Source organism: Aquaspirillum serpens DSM 68 (genome assembly GCF_000420525.1).
Classification (GTDB): domain Bacteria; phylum Pseudomonadota; class Gammaproteobacteria; order Burkholderiales; family Aquaspirillaceae; genus Aquaspirillum; species Aquaspirillum serpens.
This window is the reverse complement of the sequence record NZ_ATVC01000023.1, coordinates 21,798-34,683: the sequence shown is the minus strand read 5'-3', so window position 1 is coordinate 34,683 and position 12,886 is coordinate 21,798. Positions and strand designations below refer to the sequence as shown.

The 12,886-nt window shown below is 51.2% G+C and carries 11 protein-coding genes and 1 rRNA gene; 5 read left to right on the top strand and 7 right to left on the bottom strand.

Annotated elements, in window-relative coordinates:
- The 3 genes from G465_RS0106270 to hslV form a co-directional block, all read right to left on the bottom strand.
- Window positions 1-210 (bottom strand): 16S ribosomal RNA (locus tag G465_RS0106270); the annotation flags it as partial.
- A 301-nt stretch (window positions 211-511) separates the two neighbouring features.
- A complete protein-coding gene (hslU, locus tag G465_RS0106265; protein WP_022653626.1) occupies window positions 512-1,849 on the bottom strand; it encodes an ATP-dependent protease ATPase subunit HslU in 1,338 nt (445 codons plus the stop codon).
- Window positions 1,850-1,861: 12 nt separating this feature from the next.
- Window positions 1,862-2,398 (bottom strand): ATP-dependent protease subunit HslV, encoded by a 537-nt coding sequence (gene hslV, locus G465_RS0106260; protein ID WP_022653625.1) that lies wholly within the window; start codon window positions 2,396-2,398, stop codon window positions 1,862-1,864.
- 202 nt (window positions 2,399-2,600) lie between these two features.
- On the opposite strand from hslV, the gene G465_RS13785 reads away from it, so the two are divergent.
- The 4 genes from G465_RS13785 to G465_RS13780 all read left to right on the top strand — a co-directional run bounded on the left by G465_RS13785 (window position 2,601) and on the right by G465_RS13780 (window position 6,061).
- Window positions 2,601-3,284, top strand: coding sequence for an energy transducer TonB (locus tag G465_RS13785; RefSeq protein WP_022653624.1), 684 nt, complete (start codon window positions 2,601-2,603; stop codon window positions 3,282-3,284).
- Between the two features lie 2 nt (window positions 3,285-3,286).
- Window positions 3,287-3,949: a MotA/TolQ/ExbB proton channel family protein gene (locus G465_RS0106250; RefSeq protein ID WP_022653623.1), complete on the top strand. Its 663-nt coding sequence runs from the start codon at window positions 3,287-3,289 to the stop codon at window positions 3,947-3,949.
- Entirely contained in the window at window positions 3,949-4,371 is a 423-nt protein-coding gene (locus G465_RS0106245) for an ExbD/TolR family protein (protein ID WP_022653622.1), read from the top strand. The genes G465_RS0106250 and G465_RS0106245 overlap by 1 nt, the downstream gene beginning before the upstream one ends.
- Before the next feature lie 253 nt (window positions 4,372-4,624).
- Complete coding sequence (locus G465_RS13780) at window positions 4,625-6,061, top strand: hypothetical protein (RefSeq protein WP_022653621.1); 1,437 nt, start codon at window positions 4,625-4,627, stop codon at window positions 6,059-6,061.
- Here G465_RS13780 and G465_RS0106235 read toward each other — a convergent pair.
- The 4 genes from G465_RS0106235 to hemC are packed head-to-tail and all read right to left on the bottom strand — an operon-like array spanning window position 6,058 to window position 10,019.
- Window positions 6,058-7,269, bottom strand: a complete 1,212-nt coding sequence (locus G465_RS0106235) for a heme biosynthesis HemY N-terminal domain-containing protein (RefSeq protein ID WP_022653620.1) — start codon at window positions 7,267-7,269, stop codon at window positions 6,058-6,060. The two genes, G465_RS13780 and G465_RS0106235, sit on opposite strands and share 4 nt — an antisense overlap.
- Window positions 7,266-8,354 carry a uroporphyrinogen-III C-methyltransferase gene (locus tag G465_RS13775; protein ID WP_022653619.1) on the bottom strand — a complete coding sequence of 363 codons (1,089 nt, stop codon included), beginning with the start codon at window positions 8,352-8,354 and terminating at the stop codon, window positions 7,266-7,268. Before G465_RS13775 ends, G465_RS0106235 begins: the two co-directional genes overlap by 4 nt.
- Window positions 8,344-9,096: a uroporphyrinogen-III synthase gene (locus tag G465_RS0106225; protein WP_022653618.1), complete on the bottom strand. Its 753-nt coding sequence runs from the start codon at window positions 9,094-9,096 to the stop codon at window positions 8,344-8,346. The genes G465_RS13775 and G465_RS0106225 overlap by 11 nt, the downstream gene beginning before the upstream one ends.
- Entirely contained in the window at window positions 9,096-10,019 is a 924-nt protein-coding gene (hemC, locus tag G465_RS0106220) for a hydroxymethylbilane synthase (RefSeq protein ID WP_022653617.1), read from the bottom strand. The genes G465_RS0106225 and hemC overlap by 1 nt, the downstream gene beginning before the upstream one ends.
- A 131-nt stretch (window positions 10,020-10,150) precedes the next feature.
- Here hemC and ppc point away from each other — a divergent pair, with 131 nt between their 5' ends.
- Window positions 10,151-12,871, top strand: a complete 2,721-nt coding sequence (gene ppc, locus G465_RS0106215) for a phosphoenolpyruvate carboxylase (protein WP_022653616.1) — start codon at window positions 10,151-10,153, stop codon at window positions 12,869-12,871.
- Window positions 12,872-12,886 lie beyond the last annotated feature (15 nt).

Sequence of the window (12,886 nt, the reverse complement as noted above, 5' to 3'; positions counted from 1 at the left end):
AGGTCTTTCGATCCCCAGCTTTCCTCCTCAGAGCGTATGCGGTATTAGCACACCTTTCGATGCGTTATCCCCCATTACTCGGCACGTTCCGACGCATTACTCACCCGTTCGCCACTCGTCAGCGGACCGAAGTCCCTGTTACCGTTCGACTTGCATGTGTAAAGCATGCCGCCAGCGTTCAATCTGAGCCAGGATCAAACTCTTCAGTTCAATCTCTGTTTAAACTTTTTTTGGTTCCCAAACTTCATTCTTGCGTTTTTTCTTTGTGCAAGCGCTTGATGTCCAAGCGCTTACACCTATCGGTTGTATTCTGTTAAAGATCGAATCAAACAACTTAAACTTGAAAGCTGCCTGCCGCTGCTGTGTTGCAGCGAGGAAGCGAACTATACCCACCTCTCTCACATCCGTCAACACCTACAAACTGAAAAAGTTTAGGAATTTAGATAAATCATTGATTTTTTAAAAAAAGAATTGCTGCCACTTAGCAGCAATTCTTCAAACAACACCGGAGTTACAAGACGTAGCGCGCCAAATCTTCGCGCTGAGACAAGCTTTCTAAGCGTAAATCAACATAATTTGCATCAATTTCGACTTCGCCAGTCTTGGCATTAAAGCTTAAATCTTCTAATAACCGTTCCATTACGGTGTAAAGCCGCCGCGCGCCGATGTTTTCAGTTTTCTCATTGACACTGAAAGCAATCTCAGCCAGCCGACGGATACCGTCCTCTTTGAATTGCACCTGACAACCTTCAGTAGCTAAGAGTGCCTGATACTGTTGTGTCAAACAGGCATCGGTTGCAGTCAAGATACGTTCAAAATCGGCAACCGATAGAGACTTCAATTCAACGCGGATAGGAAAACGCCCCTGCAGTTCAGGAATCAAATCTGATGGTTTTGCAAGATGGAATGCACCGGAAGCAATGAATAAAATATGGTCGGTTTTCACCATGCCATATTTGGTATTCACGGTAGTACCTTCTACCAAAGGCAGTAAATCGCGCTGCACACCGGCACGGGAGACATCGGCCCCATGACCTTCGCTGCGGCTGGTAACCTTATCAATCTCGTCTAAGAATACAATGCCGTTTTGCTCTACATTATTCAGGGCGGCCTGTTTAATGTCGTCTTCGTTGAGCAATTTAGCCGCTTCTTCCTCCAGCAATAATTTACGCGCCTCAGCGATTTTCAGCTTACGGCTTTTCTTCTTGCCAGTGTTCATATTGGCAAACATGCCTTGGATTTGTTGGGTCAACTCTTCCATACCAGCAGGTGCCAACATTTCAATGTGTGGTGCGGCTTGTTGAAGTTCGATATCAATTTCTTTATCGTCCAACTTACCTTCACGCAACATTTTGCGAAACTTTTGTCGTGTTTCATTATCTTGACGCACAGGTTCGGCTGGCTCGTCAGCAAAACCAATCACTGGCGAACGAGCCGGAGGCAACAGGGCGTCCAAAATCCGTTCTTCTGCAGCATCCTCAGCCCGATGCCGTTGCCGAGTCATCGCCTGTTCGCGTTCTTGTTTGATGGCAATTTCCATCAGATCACGAATAATCGAATCGACATCACGGCCCACATAACCGACTTCGGTAAATTTAGTGGCTTCGATTTTGATAAAAGGGGCATTCGACAAGCGTGCTAAACGCCGAGCAATTTCTGTCTTACCCACCCCAGTCGGCCCAATCATCAAAATATTCTTAGGGGTGATTTCATGCCGTAATGGCTCGGGCACTTGTTGTCGCCGCCAGCGGTTACGCAAGGCAATGGCAACGGCTTTCTTGGCTTCTTGTTGTCCGACGATATGTTTGTCGAGTTCGTGCACAATCTCTTGTGGCGTCATTTGGCTCATAATCGGTTCAACTCAATCCAGTGTTTCGATCAAATGATTTTGATTGGTATAAATACAAATATCGCCAGCAATCGTGAGCGATTTTTTCACAATGTCAGCCGGACTCAAATCGGTGTTTTCGAATAAGGCCCGTGCAGCAGATTGGGCAAAAGCACCGCCTGATCCAATAGCGGCAATCCCTTGTTCTGGTTCTAACACATCACCATTCCCAGTAATAATCAAGGTTGCTTCACGATCAGCCACAATCAGCATGGCTTCTAAACGACGCAGCATGCGATCGGTACGCCAATCTTTAGCCAATTCAACAGCTGCGCGAACCAGATGGCCCTGATGTTTTTCTAACTTTGCTTCAAAACGCTCAAATAAGGTGAAGGCATCAGCTGTTCCACCAGCAAAGCCAGCTAGCACTTTATCGTGATACAAACGGCGAATTTTGCGCGCGGTTGATTTAATGACGATGTTACCCAAGGTCACTTGGCCATCGCCGCCCAGTGCCACTTGTTGGCCCCGGCGAATCGACACGATTGTCGTTCCATCAAATTGTTGCATGTCATGCCCTTAAAAAACGAGACGCCACACGACCACGTTGGCGAGAGGGATAAATGCCGACATTGGCAGAAATTGCAAGCAACCATATCACACAGCCCAGCTGCGACACTCTGTCGCAAGACAAGAAAAGAAAATTGTGGCGAGATGAGGGGTATGATCAGACTTGTTTACAAATGAGAAGTGTTATCGTTATCATAGTAAGATGTCACGTTTATCCCATACCCTCTCTTTTGGCTTTGTGTTACTCGCCCACGCCGGCGTACTGTTTGCCTTGCAACACAGTAGCGCAGTAGACAAAACACCGCCGCCTCAACCACAACTGTTGCAGTTAGTGGATGCGACAGTGCAAGCGCCGACACCACAACCACCGGCACCCGAGCCCGCCAAACCTGAACCACGCAAAGAAAAACCGGCTCCAAAGAAAGAGGTCAAACAAACCACTTTACCAACGCCGAAAAAGCCTATTGCACGTCCACAGGTGCCCTCAAATGCCATCACGCAGGCAAACACACCGGATACATCAAGCACAGCACAAGGCGAACAGACAGAACAGGGCAAAGAAGGCAAAAGCAGCCCTCATGCCGCACCAGAAAAAGAAACAGCGCCCAATTTTGCTGCAGCCTATCTTTCAAACCCTAAACCAGCCTATCCCGCCTTATCTTTAGATCTGAACGAAGAAGGTACGGTACAGCTAAAAGTCGAAGTCAGTGCCAGCGGTCATCCCACAACAGTGGCACTACATCGTAGCAGCGGTTTTCCACGATTAGACCGTGCTGCATTAGAAGCCGTGAAACGGTGGCGTTTTATCCCTGCCAAACGCGGCGAGACTGCTATTGCAGGTTCGGTCATTGTTCCACTCAACTTTAATATCAAACAACAGGGTTAACGATGGATCTCTCTCTGGTTTTCAGCCAAGGTGATGGCATTCTGATTGCTGTCTTTTTATCTTTATTACTGATGTCGATCAGCAGCTGGTGGCTGATTCTGACACGTAGCCTTCATTTATTTCAGACCAAACGGCAAAACCGCCAATTTAATGATGCTTTCTGGCAAGCCACTGATTTACACAGTGCGGCACAGCTGATTCAAGGCCAAGAAGCCCCATTGGCTCGGGTGGCACAGAGCGGCCTCGATAGCCTTAATCGCCATCAAGCCCAAGCCACTCGTACCTTAGGGCAACATTGTTCACTGGATGAATTTTTGGTGCGTAATATCCGCATGAGTCTGGCTCGTGAAACCGGCCGATTAGAGCATGGCATGACTTGGTTAGCGACAGTAGGTGCTACAGCACCATTTGTGGGTTTGTTCGGTACAGTTTGGGGGATTTACCATGCTTTGGTCGGTATTGCCGGTGCAGGGCAGCTCTCGATTGCAGCCGTAGCAGGGCCAATTGGTGAAGCTTTGGTTGCCACTGCCGCCGGTTTGGCCGCTGCCATTCCTGCCGTTGTAGCTTACAACGCGTTTTTGCGCGCCAATCGGGTGATTGCACAAGATTTAGATGGTTTTGCTCACGATTTACATGCGCAATTGCTCAGTGCGGAGAAGGCATAATGGCATTCGGTGGATTTGATAAAGGAAGTTCTGCACCGATGGCAGAAATCAATACAACGCCGCTAGTCGATGTGATGCTGGTGCTGTTGGTGGTATTTATTATCACCGCGCCGGTACTCAGCCACGCGATTAAAGTGGATTTACCTCAGGCCACCGCCTCGGAACATAAAGAGGATGTCAAAGCGATTCGCTTTACCATTGATGCCGAGGGGAAATATTTTTGGAATGATGAGCTGATAGCGGAAACAGCCTTGGCCGGACGTTTTGCCGATGCCGCCCGTAGCAATCCACTGGTTGAGCTTCATCTACGCGCTGATCAAACCGCTCACTACGGCCCAGTCGCTCGTGTCTTAGCACAAGCACAAGAGAATGGTGTCACCCGAATCGGATTTGTTACCGAAGTCCCCGCAAAACCGCAGTAAGTGATATCGCTCAGTTCAGGATTGTGCGTGCTGCCAAGCGATATATTCCGAACGCCGCAGCCTGTCACACAATGTCGTGCAAGCGCGACACAATTATGTCGGGCAATGTGTCGCGCCTCAAACCAGAATTGTCGCGCTTTGGCTCAAATTGTCACACAAGCGCGACACCTACCTCTTGCTGATTCGTTGCTGTGCCAGTGCTCCAGAGGGTAGAAACCATTTCTAACATCAAAGCCGCAGTATAATAGGCGACATGAAACCACTGTCTCCGCGCTCGCGCCTTAAAGGCGATCCTTTCTTGCCCAATCGTTTTATCTTTGGCGATGCCATTGATGAAAATGGGATTGAAGAATACGAATATCTGATTCACACCGAAACACCTGCTTTTGTGTGCCGGATTATGCGCAAAAGCATTGAGCTGCCCGCCACTAGCGCCAGCAATGTCCACGGGGGACAAAGCGCCATGCTGTACGACCCCGATGAGGACGTCAGCTATTACGCTTGCAGTGATGGCATCGCTTTTACCGACTTTATCTTTTTCCAAGACGAACCCACCGCCGGTGCGTTAAAGAAAATCTGTGATGAAGCGATGGTACATTATTGGCGTTTGGATGAGGCCTACAACGCCCAACGCGAAGGGCCACCGTTGCGCCCATTACGCTGTCTACCAGCAGCGACACTCGACGCCGAAGAATTAGCACAGGAAATTCAATCGTTGCTCGACAGCGCACGCCAAGCCAACCAAGACGCCATGTATCGGCCAACGCTGATGGCACGGGTGCACCAAGCCTTACTCAGCGGTGATGCACGCGTCTTAACCGAAGCACAATTAGCGCTAACAGAACAACCGATTTTGCGTGAGGCCTTGCTGAATACCGCCCGTGACTTAATCGCACAACCGGATATTGCACGCGAAGATGGCACATTTCAGCCTTACGACCTGTGGGCAATGCCATTGATTTACACCATGCCACACCTCGGGCACTGTTGGTATTTTCCACAGTTGTCTGAACTTGAAGGGGTGTTGCGCGAGACCTATGGCCTAGGACGAGCCAGCCTACTGCATGTCTCACCCACGGTTTTTTCTGTTGAAATGTTGCGTGAAAGCCATTGCCAACAGTTGGTTCATGTTGCGCCAGCGTTAGATGCCGGCGACGCCTTTATTCCGGAAGAACTGGAAAAAATGGTGGCAGCCTATGAAAAAGACCGCAGCCAAACCACGCCCCGCTTAGTCTTAGCGTGGGTGGTCTTTAGCGTGGCACGCGGCAGTCTGACTCCAGACAAACGCCCAGCTGGCAATTTATTGCTCGATGCAGCGATGCCAGTGGTCGAAAATGCGTTGGATGAAACCATTGAATATGGCGAAGCCACATTATTCGCCCCAGAACCTCTATGGGAAAGCTTGGCCACCGGCACACAAGAATACAACCTACGGCGGTTATTCTTTACGGTCACGGTATTGGAAAAAAGCGTGGGGTTGGATGGCATCAAAGTCAGTATTGAATACCAACCAGATGCCTTAGCCTTTCAGTTGAGTTTTAAACATGCCAAAGGCCATGAACTCACCGGCTTTGCTTGGCTATTACCCCCTGATTTGGCGCCCGACCGTGATGCAGCGCTGGAAAGTCTGCATCACGCTTTGATGAGTTTGGGCCTATACAGTGGAGAAGTCCGCAACACACTGCATTAGTGCGTGGCGTTTCCCATCGCCAACGCCAATTCAACGCTGGCTTGATAGTGTCGCTCGGCATCGTCTGGTCGGTCCAAGCTTTCGAACATCTGTGCCAACGCGGCATGAGCAGCCAAACTCGGTTCGACCGACAAACTCGCCTCGAAATAGCTCTGGGCTTTGCCCCAGAGCTGTTGTGCCAAGGCCAACCAACCTAACAGCAACAGCAAACGGTAGTCGCGGCGGTGTTCTTCTAACCATGCCTCTGCACGCTTCACCAGCGAGAGCCGGCTTGTTTCGCTGAGTTCTGCCGCTACCTCGACCAATTCTTCTAATAGCTCGGTTGACCACTGTTGATCCAACGCGGCCACCAGCAATTCTGCTGCCGTATCGACTTCCTCAAACTGAGCATACCGGCGCACCACCGGTAACAGAATTTCATGGTGCATCCGCTCGGTAGTCGGTAATTTTTGCCACCACTGTTGCAACTCAGCCAAATCAAGAAATCCCTCTAGCTGTAAAAGCCACGCTGCACGACGATAACGCTGCGCTTGTTCTTGCGTAATGCCTTCCGACTTTTGCAGTTTTTCGATCAACGGCAATGCCAAGTCAGGTGCATTTTGCAACAGTCGGATTTTCATTTCGAGTTTTAACGCGGCGGTCAAACTCGGTGAGATTTCACGCGCAGCGGTCACCGCTTGCAAGGCAGAATTGAGGCGTTTTTCATCAAAATACAGTTCGGCTTCCTGCATATGACGGGCCAGTTGTACCGATGAAGGTAATTGGTCTAAGGCAGCAAAATGGCTATCACGACGGGCATAATCTTTGGTGCGATGTGCCGCTTGAGCAGCCAATAACAACGCCAAAGCACGGCTTTCAGCGCTTTCTTCGTCATCCAACGACTTCACTGCCTCGCGTTCCGCTTTTTGATAACGCCCTTCCAAATAGGCCAAAGAAGCATCACGCAAAGCATGGCGCGCAGCAGTTAATTTTTTCTGCCGTTGGAAGCGTTTCACTTCCTCCGGCAAGCGGAAAGCCACCGCCAACCCACGCAACACACCATAAGCCACCACAATCGCCAAAATCAGGATTACCACCGCCATATTGAGCGACAGTTCCACGCGATAGGGCGGCAACACCAAAATGGCATAACCTGTATTGACCTGTGCAAATAACGACAACCCAACTGCCAAGGCAAATAAGCCGACTAACCAGAGGACAAATTTCATGCGCCCTCCTGCGCCGGTATCACGGGCGCCACAGGGCGGTTTTGCGTTGAGCCTTGCGCCGCACGAACAGCATTGAGACTATTCGCCAAATCGGGCACCACGACCGCCACGGGGCTTTGTTGTAATTCCACACAGCTGGTTAACCACGTGGCCACTTTCTCCGAACGGGTGTCGAAATGACGGCGCACATGCTGTTCAACCGCCGAAAGCGTGGTACGGAAATGATTTTCTTCGCCTTGCAATACGGCTAACCGTGCATCCAAGAGCTGTAATCGCAGATTTTCACGCAAGAAATAGCTTTGTTCTGGCGTTAATAACAAAGCATCGGGTTGATCGAGATGACGGACGCGAACAAGACGGGCAAATTCACTCCACAACTGTTGTAAGAATGGCGACAGATAAGCCGTAAATCCATCGCCTTGCTCAGCCTTCGCCACCGGGCTGTGGCTTGGTTGTGTCCGCTCAATATCAATTTGCAACGGCAAACTGTCCACCGCATACGCCAAGCGATCCAGTTTTACCGTTAAACCGACTTTATCCACGTGGGGCAAAGCACGCAGCGTTTGTAGGTCTTGGCTAATCGCCTTACGCAAGGCAATAAATTGCGGTTGTTCTTGTTGGTTTAACCGCTCGTCTAATAACGACAACGCGGTAATCGCCGCAGGAATATTGCCGGCCAATTGAAGCTGTTGTGTTGCAACGGTCAGTGCGTGCTCAATTTCGGCCAATTTCCAATCATCCCGCGAGTGATTAAGCTCTTGGTACATATTTTGGATCGTGGCAAATTGTCCAGCGGCCTCGTTCACACGGGTTTCCATCGTGCCTAATCGAGCCGTCAAAGACTGAATAGCCTGTTGGGTTTGTTCGGCTTGTGCTTTCAAAGCCTGATTGGCGTTAAGTTGATCACTCAGCTTACGCGCCAGTTCGGTTTGTGCACTGTGCAAAACTTGTCGTGACTCAAACCATTGCCAACCGGCAATGCTCAACGCCAGCACAGACACAACCAAGGGCACACCCACCGACCAGCGGCGAGAGTGTGGAGCCAGCGGCGAAGCTGGCGTAGCAGAAGAAGTTTCAACGGTCATCGATAGCTCTGAACCATGTATCTAAAGCGGAAAGCGTGTGTTGTTCACCCGCTCGCGTCACCATCACATGCGGTGCCCCCAATTGACGTAATGTCTCGCCAATTCGAGGATGGGGTACCACAAACAACAACGATTGTAGCCTTGCCAACTCGATTGCGTCAGCTTGTTGCCACAAGTGTTGTGCAATTTCTCGACTACTGACCACCACAGCTTGGGGAGAAAAGGCCTGCCAAGCCGGCCAATCGACAGCCAATACTTGGCGCCGATAACAGCTTTTCACCACCACCTGAGCCCCTTGCGCCATCAGGTTTAGTGCCAAATCCGGTCGCCCTTGTTCACCATTGATGAGCAACACCGTTTTTCCATCCACAGCTTGCCATTCTGGCAATGCCAATAACGCCTCACTGTCATCTGCGGCAGTCGGAAAAGAGACTGGGCGCGAGGTGTAACGTGCTAAACGTTTGGCACTGGCCGCCCCCACCGTGGCAAAGCGAGTGTGGGACAGCAAAAACGGCGCCATCGCCGGCCACGACACATCAATCGCGCTCGGACTGACCCATACCACCCAATCTGCTGCCGGCACGGCTGTGGATAACTCAGCGAGAACCGCTGCAATCGGCACAATCTCTAACAACGGTGCGAACAACACCGCAGCGCCTTGTTGGCGTAACTGTGCGGCTAATGCGGCACTCTGTGGTAACGGGCGAGTCAACGCGACCCGCACCCCTTGCAATGCCGACATCAGGCCTGCGCCAGTTGCGAAATAATCGCTGCCGCGCCTTGTTCGCATAATTGCGCAGCCAGTTGTTGCCCCAGTTGCTCGGCTTCGGCAGCGGGCGCTTGCGCTTGTGCGGTATAAACCACACGCCCATCCGGCTCAGCCACGAAAGCACGCAAGGTGAGCATACCGTGTTGCAGTTCAGCATATCCTCCCAAAGGTACCTGACAGCTACCGCCCAAGGCTCGACTCATCGCCCGTTCAGCAGTCACACATGCGGCAGTCTCAGCATCATTTAGCGGCGCCAGCAATGCCAAAACATCCTCACGATCAGCCCGAATCTCAATCCCAAGGGCACCTTGACCCACCGCTGGCAAACTTTGTTCTGGTGATAATTCAAGGCGGATTCGCTCGGTCAAACCCAACCGTTTTAAACCAGCGGCCGCCAACACAATGGCGTCAAACTCGCCCTCGTCTAATTTGCGTAATCGGGTTTGCACATTACCACGCAACGGTTTCACTACTAAATGCGGGAAACGAGCGCGGAGTTGGCTTTCTCGACGCAAACTCGATGTGCCGACCACCGCCCCCGCTGGCAAATCCTCCAACGAAGCATAGTGATTAGACACCAAGGCATCACGCGGGTCTTCGCGTTGCAAAATCGCCGCCAAGGCAAACCCTTCTGGCAAATGCATGGGCACATCTTTCAACGAATGAACCGCTAAATCGGCGCGGCCCTCGGCTAAGGCGGTTTCAAGTTCTTTCACAAACAAACCCTTACCACCGATTTTATTCAGTGTCACATCAAGAATACGATCGCCTTGCGTGGTCATCCCCAATAATTGGATCTCTAGATCAGGATAAAGGGCTTGTAGACGGGCTTTTACGTGCTCGGCTTGCCATAAGGCAAGGGCACTTTCACGGGTTGCGATCACTAATTGCTTCATTTTGTATTCCTTTGTGGTAATTTTGTTGTAATTCTAACATTCGGCCCCGTGCTGCTTGTTCGGATTCGCGCAAATTTGCGGCGGCATGTCTGCTGATTTTCTTTTACCATCCGACTACATAGCGAGAAAAAATGAACGGAGAACTCGACAAGGACCTTCCCCTGCGTCACGACCGCGCCCGCCTCGACCGTCTGTTAGCCGAGGTCATTCGTGAACAAAAAGGTGAAACTGTCTTTCGTGAAATCCAAACGATTCCGGCCCGCGCACGGGAAACCCTAGGCACACCGGCGTTTGCTGAATTGGTCCATAGCATGTCCCCTGAAGCCGCCGCCACCTTGGTGCGTGCTTGTGGGTTTTATGCACAGCTTGCCAATTTGGCCGAAGACCTGCATCACAACCGCCGCCGCCGTGCCCACAAACGGGCTGGCTCGGCACCACAGCAAGGTAGCCTTGAACGCGCCATCCGCCGCTTAAAACAAGACAATGTTTCGTTTGATGCCTTGGAAGAATTATTCCGTCACGCCTGCATTGTACCTGTGTTAACCGCACATCCAACCGAGGTACAACGGCAAAGCGTATTGGATGCCCAACGCGCCATCCGCAAATTTCTGGTGCAACTGAACAATCCAGAGTTATTGGCGGAAGAAGAAGAAATTTTAGAAGCCAAAATCAAGCGGGTTTTGGTCACACTGTGGCAAACCAGCGAAATCCGTCCCTTTAAGCTCAATGTACGAGATGAAATTGAAAACGGCGTCGCCTACCATCCACTGACCTTTTTTGCCGCACTGCCCGCGCTCTATCATCGTTTGGAAGAAGGCATCGCCGCCGAATGGGGAAAAACCATTAATCTGCCGAGTTTTTTCCGCATTGGCAGTTGGATTGGTGGCGACCGTGATGGCAATCCTTTTGTCGATGCACAGGTGGTACAACATGCGCTTTCACGACAAGCCGAAGTGGCATTCCGTCACTATGGCTATGAATTAGAAGGGCTGTATCGTGAAATGTCGCTGTCTTTGCGACATATCCAAGTCAGTCCAGCCCTGCAAGCGCTGGCTGAACACTCCCCCGATCATGCAGAAAGCCGCCGTGAAGAACCCTATCGCCGCGCTTTAGCCCATGTTCTTGCTCGTCTCTCGGCCAGTGCCGCCGCCCTTGGCGTCAATTATCAACACCGCTATCAACAACCCGATAGCCAACCGTACCCACATCAACAGGCATTAAGCGACGATCTGCGAACGATTGCCGAATCGCTGGAACAACATGGCAGCAGTGTCCTGACCCAAGGTCGGTTAAAACGCCTACGCCGTGCGGTGGAGGTATTTGGTTTCTTCTTAATGCCACTCGATATGCGGCAACATGCGGAAATTTTCGCCCATGTGGTAGCAAATTTATTCCATCACGCTGGTGTTGAAAATTATCTGGAATTGGATGAGGCAGGACGTCGGGCCTTATTGCTGCAAGAACTCAGCCATGCGCGGCCGTTATATTCTCCCTTCGTCAGCTACGATGAATTGACTGAAAAAGAGTTGGCCATTTTCCGCATGGCACAGGCACTGCAACAACGCTATGGCGAAGAAGCGCTGCCCAATTGCATTATCTCTAACTGTGCTCAAGCCTCTGATTTGCTGGAAGTGGCGTTGATTTTGAAAGAAACCGGCCTGTTATTGCCCAACAACAGCCAAGCCACCGCCCGCATGAACATCATTCCATTATTTGAAACGGTGGAAGATTTGGATGCCTGCGCTCGGGTGATGAGCGAGTTATTTGCCTTGCCGTGGTATCGCAATATGTTGCGTAGCCGCGATGACACGCAAGAAGTGATGCTCGGTTACTCGGACAGCAATAAAGACGGCGGTTATTTCACCAGCCAATGGGAGCTCTATCAGGCCGAATGCCGTTTGGTCGATGTGTTCCAAGCCGCCGGTGTCAGAATGCGCCTGTTCCATGGTCGTGGGGGGTCAGTGGGACGTGGCGGCGGCCCATCGTACGAAGCCATCATCGCCCAGCCCCCCGGCACGGTAGCGGGTCAAATTCGTATTACCGAACAAGGCGAGGTCATTTCGTCTAAGTATTCCGACCCAGAAATTGGTCAACGCAATCTCGAAGCGCTGTTAGCCGCCACCCTCGAAGCCAGCTTAGCCAATCACACCCACGTCAGTACCGATGAGAGTTTGCTTGGAGAATTGTCGAAGGCAGCGCACCGCGCTTATCGCCAGTTGGTGGAAAGCGAAGGCTTTATGCAGTATTTCCTTGAAGCCACACCGATTCGTGAAATTGCACGACTCAATATCGGCAGCCGCCCTGCTTCGCGCAAAACGCTGGAGAGTATTAAGGATTTACGCGCCATTCCGTGGGTGTTTAGCTGGATGCAGTCGCGGGTGTTATTGCCGGGTTGGTATGGCATGGGCAGTGCGGTACAAAGTTTTATTGCACAACACGGTGATGCCGGTGTTGAACGCTTACGCACCTTGTACCGTGGTTCGCCGTTCTTCCAAGTGGTGTTGGATAATATGGAGATGGTGTTAGCAAAGTCGGACATGACCATTGCGGCAGAATATGCCCAGTTGGTTGAAGATGCCGCCTTGCGTGAGCGTATCTTCGGCATGATTCGCCAAGAGTGGGAAAGCACCGTCAACGCCTTCCGCCTGATTACCGATGGCGCCGAGTTGCTGACCGCTAACCCAACCTTGGCACGTTCGCTCAAGAGTCGTTTGCCCTTCCTCGATACCTTGAACTTTGTGCAGTTGGAATTGCTGCGCCGTCTGCGGGCACAACCGGATGATGAGGCAACGTTATATTCTGTTCATCAAACCATTAACGGGATTGCCGCCGGCTTACGCAACACCGGCTAATCAATATCAATAAAA

Bases quoted from the DNA above. Each gene is read 5' to 3' on its own strand.
- hslU (WP_022653626.1), bottom strand. From the start codon at position 1,849: ATGAGCCAAATGACGCCACAAGAGATTGTGCACGAACTCGACAAACAT.
- hslV (WP_022653625.1), bottom strand. From the start codon at position 2,398: ATGCAACAATTTGATGGAACGACAATCGTGTCGATTCGCCGGGGCCAA.
- G465_RS13785 (WP_022653624.1), top strand. From the start codon at position 2,601: ATGTCACGTTTATCCCATACCCTCTCTTTTGGCTTTGTGTTACTCGCC.
- G465_RS0106250 (WP_022653623.1), top strand. From the start codon at position 3,287: ATGGATCTCTCTCTGGTTTTCAGCCAAGGTGATGGCATTCTGATTGCT.
- G465_RS0106245 (WP_022653622.1), top strand. From the start codon at position 3,949: ATGGCATTCGGTGGATTTGATAAAGGAAGTTCTGCACCGATGGCAGAA.
- G465_RS13780 (WP_022653621.1), top strand. From the start codon at position 4,625: ATGAAACCACTGTCTCCGCGCTCGCGCCTTAAAGGCGATCCTTTCTTG.
- G465_RS0106235 (WP_022653620.1), bottom strand. From the start codon at position 7,269: ATGAAATTTGTCCTCTGGTTAGTCGGCTTATTTGCCTTGGCAGTTGGG.
- G465_RS13775 (WP_022653619.1), bottom strand. From the start codon at position 8,354: ATGACCGTTGAAACTTCTTCTGCTACGCCAGCTTCGCCGCTGGCTCCA.
- G465_RS0106225 (WP_022653618.1), bottom strand. From the start codon at position 9,096: ATGTCGGCATTGCAAGGGGTGCGGGTCGCGTTGACTCGCCCGTTACCA.
- hemC (WP_022653617.1), bottom strand. From the start codon at position 10,019: ATGAAGCAATTAGTGATCGCAACCCGTGAAAGTGCCCTTGCCTTATGG.
- ppc (WP_022653616.1), top strand. From the start codon at position 10,151: ATGAACGGAGAACTCGACAAGGACCTTCCCCTGCGTCACGACCGCGCC.